This is a genomic window from Geoglobus sp. (assembly GCF_054018175.1).
In genome coordinates, this window is the sequence record NZ_JBPLZQ010000027.1 from 1 (window position 1) to 24,258 (window position 24,258).

Annotated in this window: 24 protein-coding genes and 1 tRNA gene; 16 read left to right on the forward strand and 9 right to left on the reverse strand. The window is 55.9% G+C overall.

What is annotated here, in order from left to right; genetic code table 11:
* The 8 genes from lysS to ACXJJC_RS02205 form a co-directional block, all read left to right on the forward strand.
* A partial coding sequence (gene lysS, locus ACXJJC_RS02170; protein WP_456369084.1) for a lysine--tRNA ligase occupies window positions 1-1,275 on the forward strand: 1,275 nt, incomplete at its 5' end.
* On the forward strand, window positions 1,272-2,267 hold the full coding sequence (locus tag ACXJJC_RS02175; RefSeq protein ID WP_456369086.1) for a DUF8061 domain-containing protein: 996 nt from the start codon (window positions 1,272-1,274) through the stop codon (window positions 2,265-2,267). The genes lysS and ACXJJC_RS02175, both read left to right, overlap by 4 nt.
* Before the next feature lie 4 nt (window positions 2,268-2,271).
* A complete protein-coding gene (locus ACXJJC_RS02180) occupies window positions 2,272-2,571 on the forward strand; it encodes a DUF2551 domain-containing protein (RefSeq protein ID WP_456369088.1) in 300 nt (99 codons plus the stop codon).
* Window positions 2,561-3,316: a polyprenyl diphosphate synthase gene (gene uppS, locus ACXJJC_RS02185; protein ID WP_456369090.1), complete on the forward strand. Its 756-nt coding sequence runs from the start codon at window positions 2,561-2,563 to the stop codon at window positions 3,314-3,316. The genes ACXJJC_RS02180 and uppS overlap by 11 nt, the downstream gene beginning before the upstream one ends.
* Before the next feature lie 15 nt (window positions 3,317-3,331).
* Window positions 3,332-4,555 carry a peptide chain release factor aRF-1 gene (gene prf1, locus ACXJJC_RS02190; RefSeq protein WP_456369092.1) on the forward strand — a complete coding sequence of 408 codons (1,224 nt, stop codon included), beginning with the start codon at window positions 3,332-3,334 and terminating at the stop codon, window positions 4,553-4,555.
* Window positions 4,556-4,984 (forward strand): ArgS family protein, encoded by a 429-nt coding sequence (locus ACXJJC_RS02195; protein WP_456369094.1) that lies wholly within the window; start codon window positions 4,556-4,558, stop codon window positions 4,982-4,984.
* A 12-nt stretch (window positions 4,985-4,996) separates the two neighbouring features.
* Window positions 4,997-6,205, forward strand: a complete 1,209-nt coding sequence (gene argS / locus ACXJJC_RS02200; RefSeq protein WP_456369096.1) for an arginine--tRNA ligase — start codon at window positions 4,997-4,999, stop codon at window positions 6,203-6,205.
* Window positions 6,206-7,177, forward strand: a complete 972-nt coding sequence (locus tag ACXJJC_RS02205; RefSeq protein ID WP_456369098.1) for a VIT1/CCC1 transporter family protein — start codon at window positions 6,206-6,208, stop codon at window positions 7,175-7,177.
* On the opposite strand, the gene ACXJJC_RS02210 is transcribed toward ACXJJC_RS02205, so the two are convergent.
* Entirely contained in the window at window positions 7,171-9,273 is a 2,103-nt protein-coding gene (locus ACXJJC_RS02210; protein ID WP_456369100.1) for a minichromosome maintenance protein MCM, read from the reverse strand. The two genes, ACXJJC_RS02205 and ACXJJC_RS02210, sit on opposite strands and share 7 nt — an antisense overlap.
* Before the next feature lie 86 nt (window positions 9,274-9,359).
* Between ACXJJC_RS02210 and ACXJJC_RS02215 the strand changes: the two genes are divergently transcribed.
* The 5 genes from ACXJJC_RS02215 (at window position 9,360) to ACXJJC_RS02235 (ending at window position 14,792) form a co-directional block, all read left to right on the forward strand.
* A complete protein-coding gene (locus tag ACXJJC_RS02215) occupies window positions 9,360-10,052 on the forward strand; it encodes a helix-turn-helix domain-containing protein (RefSeq protein WP_456369102.1) in 693 nt (230 codons plus the stop codon).
* Window positions 10,053-10,161: 109 nt separating this feature from the next.
* Window positions 10,162-10,611 (forward strand): hypothetical protein, encoded by a 450-nt coding sequence (locus ACXJJC_RS02220; protein WP_456369104.1) that lies wholly within the window; start codon window positions 10,162-10,164, stop codon window positions 10,609-10,611.
* Complete coding sequence (locus ACXJJC_RS02225) at window positions 10,583-12,076, forward strand: sodium/proline symporter (protein ID WP_456369106.1); 1,494 nt, start codon at window positions 10,583-10,585, stop codon at window positions 12,074-12,076. Before ACXJJC_RS02220 ends, ACXJJC_RS02225 begins: the two co-directional genes overlap by 29 nt.
* Before the next feature lie 60 nt (window positions 12,077-12,136).
* Window positions 12,137-13,474 (forward strand): CaiB/BaiF CoA transferase family protein, encoded by a 1,338-nt coding sequence (locus ACXJJC_RS02230; protein ID WP_456369108.1) that lies wholly within the window; start codon window positions 12,137-12,139, stop codon window positions 13,472-13,474.
* Window positions 13,475-13,484: 10 nt separating this feature from the next.
* Window positions 13,485-14,792: a CaiB/BaiF CoA transferase family protein gene (locus ACXJJC_RS02235; protein WP_456369110.1), complete on the forward strand. Its 1,308-nt coding sequence runs from the start codon at window positions 13,485-13,487 to the stop codon at window positions 14,790-14,792.
* Window positions 14,793-14,801: 9 nt separating this feature from the next.
* Here the strand turns inward: ACXJJC_RS02235 and ACXJJC_RS02240 are convergent.
* Window positions 14,802-14,875: transfer RNA gene (locus ACXJJC_RS02240), tRNA-Pro, on the reverse strand.
* Between the two features lie 126 nt (window positions 14,876-15,001).
* Between ACXJJC_RS02240 and ACXJJC_RS02245 the strand changes: the two genes are divergently transcribed.
* Window positions 15,002-16,153, forward strand: coding sequence for an HD domain-containing protein (locus ACXJJC_RS02245; protein ID WP_456369112.1), 1,152 nt, complete (start codon window positions 15,002-15,004; stop codon window positions 16,151-16,153).
* Here ACXJJC_RS02245 and aroE read toward each other — a convergent pair.
* Genes aroE through ACXJJC_RS02280 form a run of 7 tightly spaced genes read right to left on the reverse strand, consistent with a single transcriptional unit; the run spans window position 16,130 to window position 21,393 of the window.
* Complete coding sequence (gene aroE / locus ACXJJC_RS02250) at window positions 16,130-16,933, reverse strand: shikimate dehydrogenase (protein WP_456369114.1); 804 nt, start codon at window positions 16,931-16,933, stop codon at window positions 16,130-16,132. The genes ACXJJC_RS02245 and aroE overlap by 24 nt on opposite strands.
* Window positions 16,930-17,706: an NAD(+)/NADH kinase gene (locus ACXJJC_RS02255; protein WP_456369116.1), complete on the reverse strand. Its 777-nt coding sequence runs from the start codon at window positions 17,704-17,706 to the stop codon at window positions 16,930-16,932. The genes aroE and ACXJJC_RS02255 overlap by 4 nt, the downstream gene beginning before the upstream one ends.
* Window positions 17,703-18,476 carry an inositol monophosphatase family protein gene (locus ACXJJC_RS02260; protein ID WP_456369118.1) on the reverse strand — a complete coding sequence of 258 codons (774 nt, stop codon included), beginning with the start codon at window positions 18,474-18,476 and terminating at the stop codon, window positions 17,703-17,705. The genes ACXJJC_RS02255 and ACXJJC_RS02260 overlap by 4 nt, the downstream gene beginning before the upstream one ends.
* Window positions 18,477-18,494: 18 nt before the next feature.
* Window positions 18,495-19,370, reverse strand: coding sequence for a thiamine pyrophosphate-dependent enzyme (locus tag ACXJJC_RS02265; protein WP_456369120.1), 876 nt, complete (start codon window positions 19,368-19,370; stop codon window positions 18,495-18,497).
* Complete coding sequence (locus ACXJJC_RS02270) at window positions 19,367-20,542, reverse strand: transketolase C-terminal domain-containing protein (RefSeq protein ID WP_456369122.1); 1,176 nt, start codon at window positions 20,540-20,542, stop codon at window positions 19,367-19,369. The genes ACXJJC_RS02265 and ACXJJC_RS02270 overlap by 4 nt, the downstream gene beginning before the upstream one ends.
* Window positions 20,543-20,836, reverse strand: coding sequence for a 4Fe-4S dicluster-binding protein (locus ACXJJC_RS02275; RefSeq protein WP_456369124.1), 294 nt, complete (start codon window positions 20,834-20,836; stop codon window positions 20,543-20,545).
* Window positions 20,833-21,393 carry a pyruvate ferredoxin oxidoreductase subunit gamma gene (locus ACXJJC_RS02280; protein WP_456369128.1) on the reverse strand — a complete coding sequence of 187 codons (561 nt, stop codon included), beginning with the start codon at window positions 21,391-21,393 and terminating at the stop codon, window positions 20,833-20,835. The genes ACXJJC_RS02275 and ACXJJC_RS02280 overlap by 4 nt, the downstream gene beginning before the upstream one ends.
* Before the next feature lie 205 nt (window positions 21,394-21,598).
* On the opposite strand from ACXJJC_RS02280, the gene ACXJJC_RS02285 reads away from it, so the two are divergent.
* Window positions 21,599-22,789, forward strand: a complete 1,191-nt coding sequence (locus ACXJJC_RS02285) for an acyl-CoA dehydrogenase (protein ID WP_456369130.1) — start codon at window positions 21,599-21,601, stop codon at window positions 22,787-22,789.
* Between the two features lie 46 nt (window positions 22,790-22,835).
* Complete coding sequence (locus tag ACXJJC_RS02290) at window positions 22,836-24,182, forward strand: amino acid ABC transporter substrate-binding protein (protein WP_456369126.1); 1,347 nt, start codon at window positions 22,836-22,838, stop codon at window positions 24,180-24,182.
* Window positions 24,183-24,258 lie beyond the last annotated feature (76 nt).

Genomic DNA, 24,258 nt, shown 5'->3' on the forward strand with positions numbered 1-24,258 from the left:
CGCTATCCATTTCTCCCAGAGGAGTACGAGAGCTACGTTGGAATGCCCCTCAGCAGGATACCAGATCCCGAGGGCTGTCACGGGAGCTACGCGGAGCACTTCCTCCAGCCGTTTCTGGAGTCGCTCGATGTGCTCGGCATACCCGTTATCCTGAAGGAAGCTCACAGGATGTACGAGAGCGGGGAGTACAACGAGATGATCGTGAGGTCTCTCGAGAACAGGGACAGGATAGCCGAAATACTGAAGGAGGTATCGGGCAGGGACGTCGAGAAGGACTGGAGCCCGTTCATGCCTCTCTGCAGGGAGTGTGGCAGGATAAACTCCTCGAAGGTCACGGATTTTGACGGGAAAAAGGTCAGGTACGTGTGCGAGTGCGGATACGAGGGTGAGAACGATATAACCGAGGGAAAGCTGGTCTGGAGGGTTGACTGGCCGGCCAGATGGGGAATACTTGGCATAGATGTGGAGCCATTCGGTAAGGACCATGCTGCAGCTGGAGGGAGCTACGACTCTGGAAAGAGGATTGCGAGGGAGGTCTTCGGAATTGAACCACCATTCCCCATCGTGTACGAGTGGATACACCTCAAGGGCAAGGGGGCCATGAAGAGTTCAAAGGGCATAGTCGTCCCGGTAAGGGAGATGGTCGAGATCCTGCCGCCGGAGATCGTCAGGTACATAATCATCAGGAGCAAGCCCGAGAGGCACATAGAATTTGATCCCGGAATCGGGCTGCTCGACATCATAGATGAATTCGAGGACGCTTACAGGAAGAAGGACAGGAGCGTGGAGCTATCTCTTGTTGGAGACGTCGTGTACTCTGAAGTTCCGTTCAGGCACCTCATAGTCGTGGGTCAGATAGCGGAATGGGACGTGGAGAGGGTCCTTGAGATCCTCAGGAGAAACGGCCACGAGATAAGCGACACCCTGAAGAGGGATGTTGAAAGGAGGTTGAGGTACGCGAGGGCCTGGATCGAGAGATATGCGCCTGACAACCTGAAGTTCAGGGTGAAGGAAAGGGAAGAGATCACCTCGGAGTTCAGTGAGGACGAGCGGAGATTCCTCAGAACGTTCGCGGAGAGGCTCGAAGACGGCATGAGTGCCGAGAGAATACACAAGCTCGTTTACGACGTTGCCGGTGAGGTCGGTGTAAAGCCGGCAAAGGCCTTCCAGGCCATTTACAAGGCGATTCTCGATACCAAGCACGGTCCCAGGGCGGGGTACTTCCTGCAGTCTCTCGGCGCTGACTTCGTCAGAAAGAGGTTCATGGAAGTATGAGGAAGTTCAGGAGAATAGAGGGTGGAAGCTACTACAGCTACCTAACTGAGGGGTGCAGGCTCTGCAGAAAGGGGGCGAAGATGGTTCTGTTCGCGACAGGTAAGTGCCCCCACAGCTGTTACTACTGCCCCGTGTCGGATGAGAGGAGGGGCAGGGACGTGGTTTACGCCAACGAGAGGTTTGTGGAGAACATCGACGACGTGGTCGACGAGATACTGTCGATGTCCGCAGAGGGCGTGGCGATTACCGGGGGGGAGCCCCTGGCAAGCCTTGAGAGGGTTCTGGAGTACGTTGGGGTTTTCTCACGAGCAGGACTCCACACGCACCTCTACACCAGCATCCCTGCTGGAGATTCGACCCTGGAAAGGCTCGCCGAGAGCGGGCTTGATGAGATCAGGTTTCACCCTCCCGAACTGAAAAACGTCAGGAAGTACGAGAGGCCTGTTAAAAAGGCGAGGTCACTCGGGATGGAGTCGGGTTTCGAGATTCCGGCCATAGAGTACAGTCTCGATGTTGTCGAGGTGGTCAATGAGAGCGAAGCCTTCCTCAACGTGAACGAGCTCGAATTCTCAGCATCTAACTCCGGGCAGCTCGAGAGTGCTGGCTGGAAGCCGGGAGAGTTTTTCGAAGCTGCCGGGAGCAGAGAAATAGCCGGAAGGTATGCTGAGAGCGTCGAGAAGTTCCACTTCTGCAGCGTCAGGTTCAAGGAGATCGCTCAGTTCAGGAGGAGGCTCATAAGGATGGCATTCAACATGCCGGAGTTCTACAGGGTCACCTCGGAAGGGACCGTGATCTGCGGTCTGCTCGAGGGGGAGAGGGAGGAAATAAGAAAAGTCTTAATTCAGATGGGTGCTGATTTTGTGGAGGTCGATGGAGGATTCGAAGTTGATGTTGAGGTGGCAGAGCTGCTGAAGGACAGGTTCGAGGCCTCGATTATTGAGAGGTACCCCACTCACGATCGAGTTGTTGTTGAAAAACATCCACTGAGGTGAGGAAGTGAAGGCGGAGGAAATTGAGAAACGGCTGAGGAAGTATCTGGATAGGGACAGGAGCGGAATCAGGAAGACTCTCATAGGCATACTGCTGGATGGCAGGAAGTACACGACGGAGGAGCTCCACAGAAAGCTAAGTGAGAACGGGTACGATCTGAACCCGCGCGGGGTTTCGGCGATGGTCGGGCTGATGAGTGCCAGACTCGGAATCCTCAAGGTCGAGATGGGCGAGAAAAACAGGTACTATCTCAGGAAGGAGTACGAGGAGCTCGTCACCTCGGTGCTTAAGGAGTATGATAGGTAAGATATACGAGCTGAGGCTTCTCAGACAGGTCAGGAGGGGAACGATTCCGGACCACATAGCGATAATAATGGACGGTAACAGAAGGTATGCCAGGAAGAGGGGGATGCCCGTTCAGATGGGGCACTTCTTCGGCTCGAGAAAGGCTGAGAAGGTTCTCGAGTGGTGCAGGGAAATTGGAGTTAGAGTCGTAACCCTCTACGCATTCTCAACGGAGAACTTCAGGAGAAACGAGGAGGAGAGGAGGCACATATTCGAGCTGTTCAAGAGGGAAGTGAAGAGGCTGCTGAGGGACCCGAGGACTCACAGGGACAGGATGAGGGTCAGGGTCATAGGGAGGAGGGACATGCTTCCCGATGACGTTCTCGAGGCAGTCGAGGAGGTCGAGAGGGAGACCGCTGGCTACGACAGGTACTTCCTCAACATCGCCTTCGCCTACGGTGGCCGGCAGGAGATCGTGGATGCGGTGAGGGCAATTCTGAGAGACGTGAGTGCTGGAAAACTGTCCCCCGATGATATAGATGAGTCTCTCTTCTCGAGGTACCTGTACTCGGACTGCGGGTACGAGAAGGTGGACATTCTGATAAGGACTGGCGGAGAGCAGAGGCTCTCCAACTTCCTGCCCTGGCAGAGTGCCGAGAGCCTTACGTATTTTGTTGATGTTTACTGGCCGAGTTTCAGGAAGATTGATCTTCTCCGGGCGATAAGAACCTGGCAGGCTCTGAAGGCCAGGTATTTAAACACTTGATCTGAGGTGGTGATTATGGACACCCGTCTCAAGTACGAATTCAGGAGGAAGCTCGAAGAGCTCGAAAAGTACAAGGGGAGGGGCACGGAGCTGATCACGCTTTACATTCCTCCCGACAAGAACATCGCCGATGTAGCGTCCCAGCTCAGGAACGAGCTCAGCCAGGCCCAGAACATAAAGTCCAAGCAGACCAGGACGCACGTCATGGCGGGACTTGAGGCGATACTGCAGAGGCTCAAGTACTTCAAGAAGCCACCTGAAAACGGAATGGTCATAATAAGCGGCGTGATCGATCTCGGGGGTGGGAAGGAGAAGCACATAACCGACATAATCGAACCCCCGGAGCCCGTGCCGCTTTACAAGTACCACTGCGACTCTACCTTCTACCTCGAGCCCCTGAAGGAAATGCTCGTCGAAAAGAAGGTTTACGGACTGATCGTGCTGGACAGGAGGGAGGCGACGATCGGGATTCTGAGGGGCAAGAGGATAGAGGCCCTCGCCTACGCGACCTCAAACGTTCCCGGGAAGCACAGGCAGGGTGGGCAGAGCAGCGTGAGGTTCGAGAGGCTTAGGGAGATTGCAATCCACGAGTTCTACAAGAGGGTCGGGGAGAAGGCGAGCGAGGCACTGCTGCAGTACAAGGACGATCTCATGGGCGTGCTCATCGGCGGTCCATCCCCAACCAAGGAGGAGTTCTACGAGGGCAATTACCTGCACCACGAGATACAGAAGAAGGTGATAGGTCTCTTCGACGTCAGCTACACTGACGAGAGCGGGCTTTACGAGCTTGTCGAGAAGGCCAGCGACGCTTTGCAGGAACTTGACATAATGAGGGAGAAGAAGATAATGAACAGGTTTCTGAAAGAGGTCGTCAAGGACGGTGCGGCAGCTTACGGAGAGGACGAGGTTAGAAAGTACCTGAGCATGGGTGCCGTGGACACGCTGCTCATCTCGGAGGACCTCAGGTACGAGAGGGTAAAGTACCGCTGCCCGGTCTGCGGGGAGGAGAGAGAGGTGACGATAAAGGAGAACACGAGCAGAGACATGGTCTGCGAGAAGGACAACGTAAAGATGGAGGAGGTCGAGAGGAGGGACGTGATTCTCGAGCTTGCAGAGCTTGCTGAGGCTGGAGGGGCGAAGGTGGAGTTCATCTCCTCAGACTCTGAGGAGGGGGCGATGCTCAAGAACGCGTTTGGTGGAATCGCTGCGATACTCAGGTTCAAGCCAGAGGGATGGTAAATGTTCCGGGCGTTCTATCGTGAGGTTAAAAGGGCAACGGGCATTGACGACAGGTTTCTCAGGGAGAGCGAGCACGCAGATCTCGCCTCAACCATTGCGTTCAAGCTGGCAAAGGAGATGAGAAGGAAACCTCAGGAAGTTGCCGAAGAACTGGTAGAGGAGTTCGAGATATACAGAGATTACATAGGGAAGATAGAGGTCGTGAACGGCTACATCAACTTCTTCGCCAGTCCCGAGTTCTTCGAGGACACCGTGAACGCGATTCTCGACGAGGACTACAGGTACGGGGAGCTGAGGCTTGGCGGCGAGGTCCTGATAGAGCACACATCTGCAAATCCCGACGGGCCGCTGCACGTGGGCCACATAAGGAACTCCTTAATCGTCGACACCCTCGCGAGGATTCGCAGGAAGGCGGGCGTTAGCGTTTAGACACAGTACTACGTGAACGACATGGGCAGGCAGTCAGCAATGGCCGTGCTCGGGGTGAGGAGGTACGGCCTCGGGGATGGGAAGCCGGACCACGAGGTGGCGAGGGCGTACATAAGGATAAACGCTGATGCCGAGGAAGACGAGGGTATCGAAAGGCAGGTTGAGGAGCTGATGGTCGCCTACGAGAGAGGGGATGAGGATGTGGTCAGGGAATTCAGAAACGTGATCGAGAAGGCCCTCGAGGGAATCAGGGAGACGCTCGGGAACCTGAACGTCGAGCATGACAGCTACGTCTGGGAGTCTGAGTTCGTCAGGAATGGCTACGTTGACAGGATATTCGAGATGCTCGAGGAGAAGGGGCTCCTCGTGAAGGACGACGTTTACAGGGTCGAGATGAGCCGGTTTGGTTACGAGAAGGACCTCATCCTGAGGAGGGAGAACGGGACTACTCTTTACGTGACGAGAGACCTCGCGTACCACCTCTGGAAGAATGAGAGGTACGAGAGGTTCGTGAACGTTCTCGGGGCTGATCACAAGCTCATAGCCAGTCAGCTCTCCGACGTTCTGAAGGCACTTGGCCTTAAAGCCCCCGAAATTGTGTTCTTCGAGTTCGTCTCTCTTCCCGAGGGCTCGATGAGCACGAGAAAGGGAAAGTTCATTTCAGCGGACGAGCTCATAGAGAGGACGATCGAGGAGGCGAGGAGGATAATCGCCGACAGGGACTTCAGCGAGGAGGAGAAGGAGCGGGTTGCCAGGGCTGTTGCGATTGGCGCGCTGAGGTACGACTTCATCAGGGTCTCGCCGGAGAAGCCCATGACGTTCGACTGGAGAAAGGCGCTGGACTTTGAAAGACAGACCGCGAGTTACATTCAGTACACGCACGCGAGGGCGTGCAGCATAATGCGCAAGGCCGTGGAGATGGGGTATGCGGACCTCGACTTCAACTCCGCGGTTATGGATGAGGTCGAGAGGGATCTCGTCCTGCTGCTGTCCAAGTTCTCGTTTGTGGTGGAAAAGGTGGTCAGAACGCTCAAGCCAAACATCTTCGCGGAGTACATGATGGACGTTGCCGAGAGGTTCAGCGACTTCTACCACAGAAACCCCGTGATCGTGGAGGACAGCGAGGTGAGGATGCACAGGCTCGCCATTGTTGACGCGACGAGGATCGTCCTCAGGAACGGACTCGAGCTGCTCGGAATAGAGCCGCTGGAGAGGATGTAGTTGCGGCAGGACGCCCTCGAATTTTACAGGGAGGAGTTCAAGGATTCCCTGCTATACAGGACTCTGGCCGATGGAGAGAGGGATGAGGATCTCAGAAGGGAGTTCATAAGGATCCACACCATAGAGGCAAGGCACGCGGACTTCTGGAGGAGGTTTCTGGAGAGCAGGGGCGTCAGGCCCGAAAGGGTCAGGGTTGGCAGGCTGAGCCTCTGGATGGTCAGGCTGCTCAGGAGGATAAGCCCTGCTCTGACATCCTCCCTTCTCGAGTTCAACGAGATGAGCGCGATAATCAAGTACTACGACTTCTTCAGGGCTTACGAGCTGAGCGATGGCGAGAGGGAGGAGCTCAGGGAGATAATAGTGGACGAGATCGAGCACGAAAAGTTTTTCTCGGGAAAGAAAAGGCTTTTTGGAGCTGAGAATGTAAGGGACATGGTTCTGGGCATCAACGACGGTCTCGTGGAGATTCTCGGTGTCGTCACTGGGCTCTCTGCCGTTTACGTTTCGAGGCCAGACCTTGTCGGAATGAGCGGGCTCGTCGTCGGGGTTGCCGGTGCACTGTCGATGGCATCCGGCTCGTTCATCTCCGTCCGCTCTCAGAGGCAGGTTAATGAGACGAGAGTGAGGCTGAAGGCAATTTTAAGGGAACTGAGGGGCGAAAGCATCGAGGTAGAGGAGATCAGGGAGAGCGAGCTGAAGTCGGCCATCTACACCGGCACGGCCTACCTGTGCGGGGTCGCGCTGCCCGTGATTCCGTACTTCATCGCCGAAACGACGGCTGAAGCCCTTCCCCTGTCCCTGCTGCTCTCGGCAGCGCTGCTCGCAATTGTGGGCTCGCTGATATCTCTGCTGTCGGGAATACCTCTCAAAAAGAAGGCAGCGGAGATGCTCGTTGCCGGGATGGGGACGGCCTTCCTCAGCTACCTGTTCGGCACCCTTGTAGCGTCGCTCTTCCACGTGCCCCTTCAGTAGTTGTGCACGACCCTGTAGTGGTCCGGTCTCGGGCAGTACAGCTCTCCCTTCTCCCTCATCTTTATCAGAAGGTCCCTCGTCTTCAGCTTGTCTATTCCCTGCTTCTCAGCCTCCTCAAATATCACCTCTTCCGGCACGCCCTTCTCGTACTCCTTCTCCAGCTCCTCGACTATCCTCTTTATGGTCATTATCCTGTCCCTCTGGCTCTTCGATGTGCCGGAAAATGCGTAGTCTATGTCTATCTCCCCTGTCTCCGGGTCGAGCGCAATCTGCTCCAGGCTCTTCCTGATTATCCTGATGACCCTCTCCACGTCCTCCAGCTCGATTCTGTCGCTGAGCCTTATCCTTGCAGAAGCTTCTGCGAGCCTGATCAACGCCTCGAGCTGCCTCGCAGTGACCGGAACGGGCGAATCCTCCTTGGCCTTGCTCCTCATACCCACGTAGAAGTCTATGATCCTCTTCTCGGCCTCGTCGGTCAGCACCGGGAAAACGGTCCTCTTTGCATAGGCGATGTACTTCCTCAGGAGGTCTGGATCTATTACCGGCACGACCTTCTGGATCTCGCCCTCCAGGCTCTGCCTTGTGTACTCGCTCGCGACGTTCCTCATCTTCTCCAGCTTTTCTCCGAGCTTGTGGGTCTGGAGGATGTGGGTGGCGAGTGCTCTGTCCCTCTCCGGATCTGGGTCGTCGGTCAGGACGAATATCAGGTCGAACCTGGACATGAGCGTTGGCGAGAGGTTTATCTGCTCAGCTATGGGCGAGTAGCGGTCGAACCTTCCGTATTTTGGATTGGCAGCGCCGAGCAGCGCGCACCTCGCCTTGAGAACCGCGTTAATTCCGGCTTTGGCAACGCTGATGGTCTGCTGCTCCATCGCTTCGTGCAGAGCTGACCTGTCCTCAGGCCTCATCTTGTCAATCTCGTCCACGAGTGCAACACCCTTGTCGGCGAGAACGAGGGCTCCGGCCTCGAGCGTCCACCTGCCGTCAACCTCATCCCTGACGGCAGTTGCCGTAAGGCCGGCTGTGGTGGTTCCCTTTCCTGTGGTGTAAACGCTTCTCGGGGCGATCCTGTGCACGTACCTCAAAAGCTGTGACTTCGCCACACCGGGGTCGCCTACGAGCAGGATGTGGATGTCACCTCTTATCTCCGTCCCGTCCGGCAGCCTTTTGGGCACACCTCCGAATAGCTGTAACGCGATGGCGAGCTTTATGTCCTCGTAACCGTATATGGATGGAGCTATGCTCCTTATTATCTTCTCGTAAATTCTCTCGTCCTCGCTCAGCTCGAGTATCTTCTTCTTGTCCTCCTCCGTTATCTCGAACTCCTCGTACTCCTGCTGGAGGATCTCGATGGAGTTGCCCTCGATGTAGAGGTCCATGTGGACGAGCTTCTTCTGCCCCTGGCCCCTCGGATTGGCCCTCACTATGCCGTTGATCACCACCCTGTCTCCTGGATTCACTATGCCGGTTATGTCGCCTTCCAGGTAAACGTCGATGCTCTGGGGCTGCTCCCCTCCCTTGAGGTTCTCCGGGTACTCCTGAATCTTAATGCGCTGGCTGTCGACGAGCAGACTCTCCTCAGGCAGGAAGACGAACCTCTTAGACTTGCACGCCGGACACTCGTAGGGGGTTTTTATCCTGCTCTCCTCCTGATACACCCTGACCTTCTTCCCGCAGTGGCTGCACACGAATGCCGCCTCTACGATTTTGGGCCTTACCTCGGTTACCTTCCTCACGATGCCCTCGATGGATATGAACCTGGAGATGTGGTCTGCCCTGAGGTCACGAATAAGCGTCCTTCTCGCGACCGGCAGGTTAACGAACCTCGGAGTGCAGTTCTCGAGCCTGACGTCGTAGATGTTGTCCGTGAGTGCTATGCCGTTCTTGGCGTCCTCGATAACCTGATCCGGGTAGTTGAAGAGCTCCTCAGCGAGGACACCCTCCCTGAATAATGCGAGGTGAGAGAGAACATCCACATATATGCTCTTCTCAGTCCCATCACCAGTTGAAATCTTTCCTGCAATCTTGTTCAGCTCCCTCTCATAGTAGTTCTGGAAAAACTCCCGCCACACGCTGGGATTGCTGAGCATGGTCATTCGTATAGGTTGTGGACCGGGGAGTAATAAGGGTTTTGGAGCACCTCGCTAAGCTTATATATCATTAAAAATAATAAATAATTGCCATGTATGTGCTGACGATCGACATTCTTCAGTACGACTGCCCGTTCGTTATAACCTCCGAGGACCTGGATGTGTCGTACTTCGGCACCTACTGGGACTTCGGCAGGGACTCGTTCATCGTTCGAGGGTACATAATAGCCAAGGACTCGGAGGAGCTGCAGAATGCAATATTTTCACTGCAGTCTCAGCCAAAATTTCACAGGATAGATATCCTTTCGAGGGAGGGGGACAAGGCAACGGTCAGGGTGGAGATAGACTACACAGATGCCATGAAGGCAATCAGGAGCAACGGGGGATATATAGTGGGACCGTTCCACGTGAAGGGTGGAAGTGAGCTGTGGCAGGTCGGTTTTGACACGAGGTCCGAGGTGGATAATGCGCTGAGCGACCTGGAGAGGAACAATCAGTTCGTTGTGAAGAACCACAACAGGATAACAGTGGAGGACCTGTCGAGGATTATCGGGTATTCCTCCATCCTTGCAGACCTGATAAAGGCCATAGACGGCCTGACCAAAACGGAGAAGGCGATTCTCAGTGCCGCGATAAGGTACGGGTTCTACGACGATCCGAGAAAGGTGAACGTGACGAGGCTTGCCAAGGAGTTCGGGATTTCCAAGGCTGGAATATCCAAGAACATTCGCAGGGCGGAGAGAAAGATCCTCACGCACATAGGGAGGATGATCTCCCAGAGGTAGTGGCCATCAGTGGCGTTCCACCTTCACGGGCTTTTTTCTGGCCCTTTAGCTGACGTGAACATGTTAACTTCACACTTTAAATCATGTTGAATTTACTCTATCTCCGGAGGTGGTTGGTATCGACCTGAGAGGTAGAGTCCTGGTTCTGAACGGAGCTGTGATGCTGCTGATGCTTATTTCCGCACTGACAAACTCGTGGCAGCTCCTCGGATATCTCGTTGGACTGAGTCTCACCCTCTGGCTCGTAATCGGGGCGATGAAGGAGAATGAGTTCGGACCTGCACTGTGGCTTGGCGTGGTGCTGTTTGCGTTCTGGAGCGTCTGCATAACTCTGATTTTCAAGTACTGGGCGCAGTTCAGGGGACAGTATCCGGACTTCACGATCGCGGGAATGCACCCCGGATTTTTCGTCCTGTTTCCGCTGATGTGGCTCCTTCTGTTCATTCCGGGAACACTCAGCTACGCGTTCCTCTTCGACAGGTGGATCCTAAGCGAGAGCACATGGAACGAGTTCAAGAGGAAGGTGGAGAGTGCGAAGGAGGGTGATGGCGGTGAGTGATCCGCTGACGGTAACAGTCGTCATTGCATACTTCGTTCTGACCTTCGCGATAGGTGTCTACGCTGTCAAGAGGGTCAGCACGGCAGAGCACTACTTTGGAGCCCACAAGCTGTTTGGAGCCATCGTCACGTCGGTAGCGGCTTTCGCATCCATAATGAGTGGTTTTGGCTTTGTTGGGGGTCCCGGACTGGTGTACGCCCTCGGAGCCACGTCCCTGTGGATCACCCTCGCCGCACCACTCGGCTTCGGGCTGGGGTGGTTCATAATAGGTAAGAGGGTCAGGCTAATAGCTGAGACGAGGCCCATAGCGACACTTCCCGACATAGCCGCGGCGAGGTTCAAGAGCGAGGCGGTGAGGGGGTTGCTGGCGGCGAGTCTCGTCCTCGGAGTGGTTGCGTACCTCGGAACTCAGGTCATGGCCGGGGGCTATGTGGTTTCTGGGCTGCTCGGAGTCGACCTCGAAACCGCGATAATCATAATCTTTGGCATAACGATGGTCTACACCGCTGTTGCAGGGATGGCGGCCAGCATTCTGACGGACTTCTTCCAGGGTCTCATCATGATAGTCGCCGCGGTGGGGGTTCTCGCGTTTGCACTGATGATGACCGGTGGGACCGAGGGGCTCTTCACCGTAATCGGTCAGAAGGACCCGGTGCTCATAGACCCGCTCGGAAGGGGCACGTGGGTGCTCGTGCTCATGTGGTTCTTCGTGTTCGCCCTGGGTGGTCTCGGACAGCCCCACCTGGCCACGAAGTTCTACGCCCTGAGGAGCTACAAGGACCTGAAGTGGGGAGCACTGATAAGCGGCGGGAGCTACATGCTGTCGAGCCTGCTGTGGATCTTCGTCGGCTACGCCGCTCTCTGGCTCGTCATTGGAGGGAAAATTCCCGCACTTCAGAAGCCCGACCAGGCGGCGATAGCATTCCTCGGACAGCTTCCACCCTGGATGAGCGCAGTGGTGTACGCGGGACTGCTTGCGGCGATAATGTCGACCGCGAGCGGGTTCATATCCATAGGAACGGCAGCGATAGTGCGCGACATCCCGATGGCCCTCGGGAAGGAGCTCGAGCACTCGAAGCAGGTGTGGTGGGGAAGGGTGGTCACCATCCTGCTGACAGTCTTTGCCGTCCTCTTCGGCTACTACGGAAAGTACTTGGTGGCAATCCTTGGTGCGCTCGGGTGGGGGTACTTTGCCTCGGCAACACTGCCTCTCCTGGCTGTTGGACTGAACTGGAAGAGAGCAACGAGGGAAGGGGCTATAGCGAGCCTCGTCACGGCCCTGGTCCTGAACGTGGGGTTCCTGTTCTACGAGAAGGTCCTGGGGATGAAGCTCCCGTACGCGATGCCGAGCTATGCGGTCAGCATAATCGTGGCACTGCTGGTGATGATCGCGGTCTCGCTCGTAACTAAGGGAGCTTCCGGAGAGGACCTTGATCCGGACATAAGGGCTGCCATGGAGGCCTGAGTGACAAAAAGACAAACCCTAAATATTTTTTACCCATAAATGCTTCATGGAGGTGGTCCTGTGAGCGAGTATTTTGAATGGACGAACAGGCTGTTTGATCCGGAGAGCGTATACGATAAGCCCGAGGCTCTGGATGGTGTGAGGGTCCTCGACCTGACGATGGTCATCCACGGCCCGGAAACAACGTCTCTCCTCGCCGAGTTTGGGGCGGAGGTTATAAAGGTTGAACCTCCCAAAATGGGGGACCTCATCAGGAGTGTGAGCTTCTGGGCCAGGTTCTGGAAGGACAACTCGCTCGGGGCGATGTGGGTTAACAGGAACAAGTACCACGTATCCATTGACCTGAAGAATCCCAAGGGGAGAGACCTGCTGATCAAACTTGCTGAAAAGTGCGACGTGATCGTGGAGAACTTCAGGCCCGGTGTGATGGACAGGCTCGGTCTCAGCTACAGGCACATCAGGGAGGTTAAGCCGGACATCATCTACATCTCTCTCAGCGGATACGGCCAGTGGGGAGAGAGGTGGGACTGGCCCAGCTTCGATGCAAGCGGTCAGGCGATGAGTGGAGCGTCTGCAGTTTCAGGCTACGAGGGGAGGGTTCCACTTCGACTCCCGCACTATCCCGGAGATTTCATCAACGCCACCGTTGGCTTCATGTGCGTTCTCGCAGCCCTGTACTATCGGGAAAAGACCGGAAAGGGGCAGTACATAGACATAAGTCAGGTGGAGACTCTCCCGAGGATAATGGACGCCATCTACACGTACGTGGCCCTGAAGGGTGAGGACAGGCCGAGAATCGGCAACAGAGACCCTAACCTCTCACCTGCAAACATGTACAAGACCAAGGACGGAAAGCTCGTGATCATATCCGTTCTCTCCCAGAGGGAATTTGAGGCGCTGTGCAGGGCGATGGGTGCAGAGCACCTTCTCAGTGACGAGAGGTTCTCCACAACCTCTGCAAGGCTGAAGAAGGAGAATGCCGATGAACTCGACAGGATCGTTGCCGAATGGGTTTCAGGAAAAACGCTCGACGAGATAGTTGAGGCATCCAAGACTCACGGCTTCTCCGCATCTCCCGTCAGAAGGAGCTTTGAGGTGTACCACGACGAGCATCTGAGAGCGCGGAAGAGCGTGTGGTTCTACGACGATCCACTGTTCGGAGACATGGTAGCTGCAGGCAATCCCATAAAGATGAGCAGAACCCCGGCGAGAATTAAGTGGTCAGTTTATCCTGTCGGCTACCACAACCGCTACGTCTTCAAGAGGTTGCTGGGCCTCAGTGATGAGGAGATTGAAGAGCTCATCAGTGAAGGGGTGATCTCCTACTGGGCCGACTTCATAGGCAGGAAGCCTCCAGCCGATTTTGACCCCGAAAAGGACCCCGTGTTCACGTGGTGAGGTGAGGGCAATGGAAGACTGGGTTGAGTATGCTAGGAAGATTACTGACCCCGAAAGCGGGAGGTTCAAGGACGATGTGCTCAAGGGAGTGGTGGTTCTCGACATCAGCTATGCCCAGCCCTCCGCACACATAGCCTCGTCAATCCTCGCAGAATTCGGTGCAACAGTTATCAAGGTGGAACCTCCCGACGGGGATCCGCTCAGGGAGATAACTCCTTTTGGCGAATATTACTTCAGAAACACCGGACTCAACTTTCTGATCGAGGGCAGAAACAAGGAATTCATCACACTGAACCTGGAAAAAGAAGAGGGCAGGGAGCTGTTCAGGAGGCTCGTGACGAAAGTGGACGTCGTTATCGAGTCTTTCCCTCCCGGATACCTGGATGGACTCGGCATTGGCTACAGACAGCTCAGGGAAATCAAGCCAGACCTGATATACCTTGCCTTCTCAGCCTACGGCCACTTCGGCCCCAGAGCAAGAGAGTTCGCGAAGGTGCCCGACTCGAACCTGCTCGGACTGGCGAACTCCGGGTACATGTTTTCATGCAAGGAGCTCGAGGATGCAGGCGAGCCTTACAACCTGCCCACGGCTCCCGGATTCTGGATGGCGAGCTACTTTACGGCAGTGTATGCAGTTTCAGGGATCCTCCTCGCGCTCCTGCACAGGGAGAGGACCGGGGAGGGGCAGATGATTGACCTCACGTCAACAGAGGTGATGATGAAGATGACGCCCGAGCTGCAGTGGGTACACTTCTACAGGGAACCGCTCGATGTTGGCGTTTTGCCCCTGGATGCGGGAGTTTTCAGCTACGCGTATTACGAGGTGAAGGACGGGTACGTCTTCGCGTCTGGCTACACGGACGATAACTTCAGGGCGCTGGTTACCCAGATCGAGGCTCCGGACCTCATGGAAAAGTACCCCACGGTTTTCGACAGAATTCCGCTGGAAAAGCAGAAGCAGGCGTACCGGGACATTCAGAAAGCGATCAGGAACTTCACGTTTGAAGAGCTCGCTAAGAAGATGATGGAGTGGAAGGAGAAGGGTGAGAGGGGGACGGCGATATACGCCAAGGTGCTGACCCCTGCCGAAGTTTTGAAGGAAAAGTACTGGTGGGACAAAGGCATCTTCAGGAGGTACAGGGACAGGAGGTACGGGGAGCTTGTGGTTGTGAACACGCCATGGAGGTTCAGCGAAACCCCACCGAAGCTTAAATGGCTGTGCAAGGACGTTGGCGAGGACAACCTGCACGTGTACCACAAAATGCTCGGGCTCGGAAGGGAGGATCTCGAAAATCTGAGGAAGGAGGGAATAGTTTAGCCGCAGTAGTGGGGCCGCCGAGATTTGAACTCGGGTCACCGGCTCCCAAAGCCGGAAGGATAACCAGGCTACCCTACGGCCCCTCAGAACCACGGATACATGCTGGGTTTAAAAAGTCTCCGATCGGGAGGGTTTGATGACCGTGATTGCACAGCGCTGAAGTGATGGGAATCAGAAATGTTCATTTACCAGCTCGGCGAAGCCAGTCTGTGAAGCTCATCCACGACTCGGTCCACGGGACAGTAAAGCTCGAGGACTGGATGGTGGGTATCATTGACACTCCCGAGTTTCAGAGGCTGAGGAGGATAAAGCAGCTCGGCTTTGCGGACCTGGTCTATCCGGGGGCACACCACACGAGGTTCGAGCACAGCATAGGCGCGATGTACGTTGCGTCGAGGCTCACCGACGACCCGGAAATCCTTGCCGCGGCACTCCTGCACGACATAGGGCACACTCCGTTCAGCCACTCCGGAGAGGTCATCCTCAGAAAGTACGTCAGGAGGGAGCACGAGGACGTCAGGGAAATTGTGAGGGGTTCGCAGATACGGGACGTGCTGGAAGATCACGGGATGAACTGGAAGAGGGTCGCTGAGCGCGTATCCGAGCCACCTGTGAGCAGCGTCATCGACGTCGACCGCATAGACTACCTGCTGAGGGACGCCCACTACACGGGTGTCGCATATGGCATAGTTGACTTCGACAGACTCGTTGGGAAGATGCAGTTTGACGGCAGGCAGGTCTTCGTTGAGGCAGGTGGCGTGAGGGCGGTTGAGAGCTTCCTGATATCCAGGTACCTGATGTATTCTGCCGTTTACCACCACCACGTCTGCAGAATAGCGAGGAAGATGCTCGAAAAGGTCCTGGAGTGGATGGTGGACGAGGGTGCGGTTGATCCCCGGCAGCTCGTCAGGATGGACGACCACGACGTGATCTGCCTGATGAGACGGCTTAACGGCCTTCCAAGGGAGTTTGTTGAGCGGCTCGACAGGAGGAACCTGCTGAAAAGAGCGGTTTTCGTGTCAGAGAATGACGTGGGCGTGAATGTGGAGCGTGTTGACGAGAGGAAAGCGGAGGTTGAGATAGCGGAAAGTGCAGGAGTTGATGGCGACCTCGTGATCGTTGACATTCCACCGATCGAGAGCTCGGAATACAGCGTTCCGATTATGGTTGATGGAGAGCTGGTATCGATCGAAAAGACCACTCCCTTGGTCTCGGCCCTCAAAAAGGCACAGCAGGCGAACTGGAGACTCGGGGTTTACTGTCCAGCCGAGCACGTGGAAAGGGTGAGGAGGGCCGCTGTGGAGTACTTCGACATCAGAACGTCGAGGCAGAGGAAGCTAAGCGAGCTTTTTGAGTTCTGAAAGCACAGCCTTTTTCATGACCTCCACCGGAGCCTCGAGGCCCGTGAATATCTCGAACGCCCTGGCACCCTGGTACACGAGCATGTCCACCCCACTTGCAACTCTGCAGCCGTACTCTCTTGCCTTCCTTATAAGCGGCGTTTCCGGGGGGTTGTAAACCATGTCGAATACCGCGGGCTTAGAGGTGAGAACCACTTCTGGAACCGGAAGCTCTGCTGGAAAGCCCCTCATTCCGAGGGGCGTGGCGTTGACCACGAGATCGAATTTCCTTCCCTCAAGTTCATCGCTGCTCAGGAATTCAACCCCGAACCTCCTGGCGACCTCGATCCCTCTATCGGTAGTTCTGTTCGTAACGAACACGTCGTTACCGTCTCTGAGGGCGTATATGCACGCCTTTCCGGCACCTCCCGCACCCACCACGAGAACTCTCAGACCACCGGTCTCAATTCCGGCAGCTTCAAGGGCCTTCGTTATTCCGAAAACGTCTGTGTTGTAGCACCTGCCCTTTCTCAGGTCGATCGTGTTGCACGCCCCTATCTCCTCAACGGCTTTATCCTGCTCGAAGAGCTCGGCAGCTCTCTCCTTGTGCGGAATGGTCACGTTGAGCCCCCTCACGCCGAGGGCCTTAGCACCCGTCAGCGCGACCTCGAGGTCATCGCCCTTCACTTCAAACGGCAGGTACACTCCGTCGTATCCGAGGTGTCTGAAAGCCGAGTTGTGCATCGCCGGGGAAAGGGAGTGTTTCACCGGGTACCCAATTACCCCGAATATCTCCGTCACCTCAGACCCCTCATCTTTTCGGCTATCTTGCTGAGTCTCGATTCGAGCTTGAAGAACCTCGCAGGGTGGTCTGATTTCCGTATCACGACCTCCCCTCCGGCGTCCACCTCAACTGCCCTGTTTCCGTCTGCGATCGCCACAGCGTCTCTGAGGGGCTTCAGCCTGAAGGTGATCTCCCTGTCCCCGGAAAAGACCCACGGCCTCCAGCCAACTCTGAACGGGGACACGGGCGTGAAGCAGATTGCGCTTGAATAGGGGTCTATTATGGGGCCACCTGCCGACAGGGAGTAAGCGGTGGATCCGACCGGAGTGGAGAATATCGCCCCGTCTGCCCTCATGGAGTCTATGATTTTTCCGTCCGCCTCGATCTCGAACTCTATGAGCCTCGCCTGAGTTGATGACAGTATCGCCACCTCGTTCAGGGCCAGCAGCTTGACATCCCTGTACTCCGCTTCGATTCTCAGGAATTCCTCGACGTCCAGCTCTCCTATCACCGCCCTCAACAGCGGACCTCTGTAGCTGCCCGGATCGGCGTGAGTCAGAATCCCGATTCTTCCGGTGTTGATCCCGAAAATTGGCGGGGGATCTATCAGCTCCTGCAGCGTCCTCAGGATCGTGCCGTCCCCTCCAACGGTGACAACGGTTCCGCAGTCCTCGAGGCTGCACGTGGGGATATGGTGCAGCTCCGCCCTGATTCCGTTCTTCTCGAGAAACTCCGCGACCTCCCTTGCGATGCTCAGGGAGTCGTACTTGTAGACTATTCCGACCCTCATACCAGCATCTCTAAGAGCGCGTCGTGGACCTTCTTTCCGGAGACGACTATTCTGAACCTCTCGTCCATGCTGATCTCCTTCTCCCACACGCTGTCCCCGTCGAGGCTCGATATCTTTGCTCCAGCGTTTCTGGCTATGAAGAGTGACGCGGCGATGTCGTAAACCCTCAGGAATCCCCTTCCTCCAGCACCTCTCCTCAGGTCTATGAAGCAGTCAAACCTTCTGTCTGCAACGTAGCAGATTTCGAGGCTCGAGGCTCCGAAGATTCTCACCCTCCTGAATGGAAACCTCCTCTCTGGATAGTACACGATTGCGTTGCACTCCACGCTATCAGCATCGCTCGCCCGTATCTCCTCTCCGTTTCTGTATGATCTCCGTCCGTCCGAGTAGTACTCCTCACCGGTGGCGAGGTTTCTCACGTACCCGAAGAACGTGTCGCGCAACCTTCTCGATCTCGAGAAGCAGAGGGTTACGGAGTATACCGGGATACCCTTCTCGGCGTTGAACGTGCCATCGACAGGGTCTAAGGCGACGTAAACCTCACCTTCCCCCGTGACCCCCGCCTCTTCACTGACGACGGTGAGGTCGTATTCTCCGAGAACTTTCAGGGCCGCGTTTTCTGCAACCTGGTCGATCTTCTTGGTGGGGGTGCCGTCCTTTCCCATCCCCACGGTTACTCCAGCCTCACTCTTTCCGGCGAGATGCCTTACGGCGCTCTCGACCTCCTCAGCAACTCTCCTCGAAATTTCGAGGGCGGTTTTCGCGTTCATAATCAAAAAAGAGAATGGTCAGGCGTCGAGCCCGTATTTCTTGGCGTTCTCGTCCGCTACCCTCTGCAGCTCCTCGATTATCTCCCTTCCCTTCGGGTGCCTGAACAGGTGCCTGAACCTCCTCTGGAGCTTGAGGTACTCTTCCACGGGCTTCCTGTCTTTTATCTTCCTGACCCTCACGAGCTTTCCGTACTCGTACTCGACCAGCGGGTAAAGCCCGGTCTCGACAGCAAGCTTTGCGACCTCGACTGTGAGCTTTCCGTCTATCCCCCAGCCCGTGACGCACGGGGCGTGAACCTGGATGTACTTTGTCCCCTCAAATTCAGCGGCCCTCTTGACCTTCCTCTGGAAGTCCTTCGGGAAGGCTATGCTGGCAGACGCCACATACGGAGCACCGTGGGCGACGGCTATGCTTATCATGTCCTTCTTCCTGCCGGTCTTTCCGGGTATCACCTTCCCTGCCGGAGTCGTGGTTGTCGCAGCCCCGGTCGGGGTTGCCATGCTCTGCTGGTTTCCGGTGTTCTGATACGCCTCGTTGTCGTAGCAGATGTATATGACGTTGTGGTTTCTGTCCAGCATTCCGGAGAGCGTGCCGATGCCTATGTCGAACGTCGCTCCGTCTCCCGCGAACACCACCACGTGGGCCTCTTTATCTCTCTTGAGTGCCCTGAGCGCGGTCTCTATGCCCGCCGCAACAGCTCCAGCGTTCTCGAAGAGGGAGTGTATGTATGGCACACCCCACGTGTTTCTCCCGTACATGGAGCTGACTATCTCCAGACACCCGGTTGAGTTGACGGCTATCACTTTCCCGTCGAGGGCTTCGAGAGCTCCTCTGACCGCGATTGGGAATCCGCACCCCGGACATGCGCCGTGACCCGGGCCGAACAGAGTCATGGTATCACCTCTTCGAACTCGTAAAGCCCTTCAAACCTCTTTCCGGGCTTTGCCCTTCCTTCCAGCACATCCGTTATCAGCTTCTCTATCTGCTCCCTCGGTATGTCCCTTCCTCCGAGGCCCATTATGACCGAGTGGAACTCTGGCGAGAGGCCGAAGAGTGCAGACTTGACGTCTGCTGCCACGGGTGGCTCGGCCCCGATCGAGAGGGCCCTGTCTATCACTATGACCTTCTGCACGTCTTTCAGAGCCTCTCTGACCTCCTCGTGCGGGAACGGCCTGTAGGTCCTGATCTTGAGCATGCCGACCTTCTTACCCTCGCTCCTCATCTGCCTCACTACCTCTCTGATCAGCGCGACTATCGAGCCCATTGCAACGAAAACGACTTCGGCGTCTTCGCAGTGTTCAGCTACAACATGCCCTCCCCAGTCTCTGCCCGTTAGCTCGTACCACGTTTTGAACTCCTTCAGCATAACCTCTCTCGCCCTCTCCATCGCGAACTCCATGGCCGCTCTGAACTCCATGTAGTAGGGCGGTGGAGCGTAGCATCCCATGGCAACGGGCTTCTCGACGTCCAGCTTCACCACCGGCTCGTACGGTGGCAGGAACCTGTCCACGGTCTCCTGGTCGAGCAGGTCTATCGGCTCGTAAGCGTGAGTGAGCTTGAACCCGTCAACGCAGACCATGAACGGCAGGAGAACGTCTTTGTTTTCTGCTACCTTGAATGCGAGGGGTATCATGTCGTGCGCCTCCTGGTTGCTCTCCACGTAAAGCTGGATTATTCCCGCATCCCTTATCGAGATGCTGTCCTGAATGTCGTTCCATATGCTCAGCGGGGCGGAAACCGACCTGTTCGCGACCACCAGAACTATCGGCAGCCTCATTCCGGCAGCGTTGTAGAGGACCTCGGTCATGAGCAGCAGGCCCTGCGAGCTCGTCGCAGTGAACGCCCTTGCACCCGCCGCAGATGCCCCGAGGACCATTGACGCGGCTCCAAACTCCGATTCTGCGGTCACGTATTCGGTGTCTCCGAGCTCCCCGTTCGCGTACATCTCGGCCAGGTTCTCCACTATCTCGGTCTGGGGGGTTATGGGGTATGCCGCAATGACATTTGGCCTTGAGAGCCTGACGGCCTCGGCAATCGCGTAGAATCCCCTAACAACCTTCCTCATCTAACACACCTCGAGCCTGTAAAGATCCTTCGTCTCCATCCTTATCGCCTCAACCGGGCACACGGTGTAGCAGACCCAGCACCCCTTGCAGTAATCCTGATTTACGACCGCCACCTTCTTCTCACCCTTCTCGACGAGCTCGACCGCTGGCTCGGGGCAGAAGGTGACGCACTGGCCGCAGGCTATGCACTTGTCCTCGTCAACCACAGCCCACTCTGTACCCCAGTCCCCGGTTTTCATCTGCGACGTCTTCGCCGGGTTGCTCGCGCCGATATAAAGTCTGAGCTTGCTCATCTGCATACCTCCTTCATGTGCTCGTACGCCTTCCTAACAAGCTGCACGTTCTTTTCGGCAATCTCCTTATTCTCGAAAAACTCCATGATTGCCTCCTCTACGCTCTCTATTTTTATCATCTCGGTAGCTCCGACGAGAGCGCCCACCATCGCGGTGTTCGTGATGGGCCTTCCGAGAATCTCGGTGGCCATTTTCGTGGCGTTTATCGTGTATACCTTCGCATCCGTGCTGAGCTTGCTCTTCAGCTCCTCAGACCCCTTCGGGTAGTTGACTATGAGCATCCCCTCATCCTTTAATCCGGCGAGCACGTCAACAACGTCTATGAGTGAGGGGTCCATCACCACAACGTAATCCGGGTTCTTGACCTCGTCTCTGATGACTATGGGCTCGTCCGACACTCTCAGGAACGAGACAACGGGTGTGCCTCTCTTCTCAGCCCCGAACATGGGGAACGAGAGCGTGTAATATCCATCCTTGAAGCCGGCAACGGCGAGAAGATCCGCTGCGGTCACAGCTCCCTGCCCACCTCTACCGTGAAATCTAACCTCGATTAGAATATCCGTTCACCTCCTTTTGTATGTCAGGTAATAGCACCATGCGGTGATTTAATAATGTTATGGTTATTCCTTGCCGTGCTTTGTTTCCCGGCGAACCGGTGTTTGGCAATTGTTGATCTTTCTGCGCACGACTTCTTCTGAGCTGGAAACACATTTCCGAAAAATTAATAAATGATTTCAAATTTCATCATCAAAGGTGATAAATGTGTTCAGGGGAGTGGACTTTTACAGTATTGACGAGCTTCTCACCGACGAGGAGAGGCTTGTGAGAAATTCTGTCAGGGAGTTCCTGGAGAAGGAGGTGGAGCCTCTTATCGTCGATGCCTGGCACGAGGAAAAGCCGCTGAACTTCAGGGAACTCGGGAAAAAGTTCGGCGAGATGGGGATGCTCGGTGCCTTCATCCCCGAGGAGTACGGCTGTCCCGGAATGAATTACACGACCTTCGGCCTCATCTGTCAGGAGGTCGAGAGGGTGGACAGCGCTCTGAGGAGCTTCGTCGCCGTGACCTCAGGCCTGGTTATGTACCCAATCTGGAGGTACGGCAGCGAGGAGCAGAAAAAGAAGTACCTGCCCAAGCTCGCCAAGGGAGAGATCATAGGCTGCTTTGGTCTGACAGAACCAAACCACGGCAGCGATCCGGGGAGCATGGAGATGACGTGCAGGAAGGATGGCGACGAGTGGGTTCTCAACGGCACGAAGACCTGGATAACCGAGGGAGACATAGCCGACATAGCCGTCGTCTGGGCAAGGGATGTTGACGATGGCAGGGTTAAGGGATTCATCGTCGAGAAGGGCACGAAGGGGTTCACCCAGCAGGCGCTTACGAAGAAGGGTTCGATGAGAGCAGGAGGGGTTGGGGAGCTCGGCTTCGTCAACTGCAGGGTTCCTGAAGAGCAGAGGCTGCCGGAGGCTCTCGGACTGAGAGCACCGCTCAGCTGCCTGGATCAGGCGAGGTATGGCATCTCCTGGGGTGCGATAGGCATAGCGATGGACTGCTACGAGACGGCCCTGAACTACGTGAAGGAGAGGGAGCAGTTCGGCGCGCCTCTCGCGTCCTATCAGCTCGTTCAGGAGAAGCTCGTTTACATGCTGATCGAGATAACCAAGGCTCAGCTCGTGTCCTGGAGGCTCGGAAGGCTGATGGACGAGGGTAAGGCTACGCCCGAGCAGATTTCTCTCGCCAAGAAGAACAACGTAAAGGTCGCTAGAGAGATAGCCAGGATGGCGAGGGAGCTGCTTGGAGCGAACGGAATAAGCCTGGATTACTCACCAATAAGGCACATGGCCAACATTGAGTCGGTTTACACCTACGAGGGAACGGACGACATACACACGCTGATACTCGGTAGGGCTATCACCGGCATTCAGGCCTTCCGGAGGGAGCTGAAAACATGAGAAAATTTTTAAGTATTAATTATTATGAAACTCTGGGGTGTTCTGCATGAGGAAAGGCTGGGTGTTTTTGGTGCTGGGCCTCGCCGCTGTGGCCCTGCTGTTTGCGGGATGTGCGCAGCAGCAGGAGAAGCCAGCCGCTTCTCCAACCCCCACGCCAGAGAAAACTGCGCCGGAGCAGAAAGAGGAGGCGAAGGTGGAAACCCTCTACTTCGGTGCGCCTATTAGCCTGACAGGGAAGTTCTCAAAGGAGGGACAGATGTCTCTGTGGGGGATGCAGGTTGCTGCTAAGTGGATAAACGAGGTGCACGGTGGACTGAAGGTTGGAGACAAGGTCTACAGGGTCGAGATCAAGTACTACGACGACCAGTCCAACAAGGAGGTCGTTCAGAGCATAATTGAGAGGCTTGCCGTACAGGATGGCGTGAAGTTCGTCCTCGCGCCGTACAGTTCCGGCCTCACGCTCGCTGCCGCGCCCATAGCCGAGAAGTACGGCGTGCTCATGAACAGCCACGGCGGTGCGAGCGACTACATATTCGAGCAGGGTTACCACTACGTCGTCCAGACCCTCAGTCCTGCGAGCAAGTACCAGACCGGGTTCCTCGACATGATCAAGGCAATCGATCCTGAAGCGAAGAGGGTGGCGATGGTGTACGAGGACACGGAGTTCTCGAGGTCCGTTTTCAGCGCAGCCAAGAAGCACGCTGAGGAGCTGGGATTCGAGGTGGTGTTCGACAAGACCTATCCGAAGGGTGTTCAGGATCTGTCGCCGATACTCAACGAGCTGAAGGCATCGAACCCTGACATAATCATCGGTGGAGGCCACTTTGCCGACGGTCAGCTCCTCGTCAGCCAGCTCGCAGACCTGAAGATCAACGTCAAGGCGATCTCGATTCTCGTTGCTCCTGCACTTCCGAAGTTCTACGACGCCCTCGGTATTAGGGCAGAGGGTATCTCAGCCCCGGCACAGTGGGAGGTTGGAGTTACGTACGGTCCTGAAGCTGCGAAAAAGCTCGGAGTGGACTACTTCGGTCCCACGCAGGACGAGTTCCTGAAGATGTTCAGGGAAGTTTCGGGCAGCGACGAGCCTCCAAGCTACCATGCTGCCGAGGCAGCGGCTGCTGTACTGTCGTACGCGTACGCGATAGAGAAGGCTCAGAGCATCGACCCAGACAGGGTCAGGGAGGCGATGAACGACGTTGAGTTCATGTGCCTCTACGGACTCTGGAAGATCGATCCGGAGACAGGAAAGCAGGTTGGACACGAGATGGTCATAATCCAGTGGCAGGGAGGTACCAAGAAGATAATCTGGCCGCCTGAGGCTGCTAACGCTGAGCCGTACTATCCGATTCCGACGTGGGAGGAGAAGGCTCAGGGCAAGCTGGCGGTCAAGTAAACCCCTCTTCAATTTTTTGAGGTGATCTGATGGCCGTTACCGAACACCTCATTTCGAACCTGTTCTACGGCGCCCT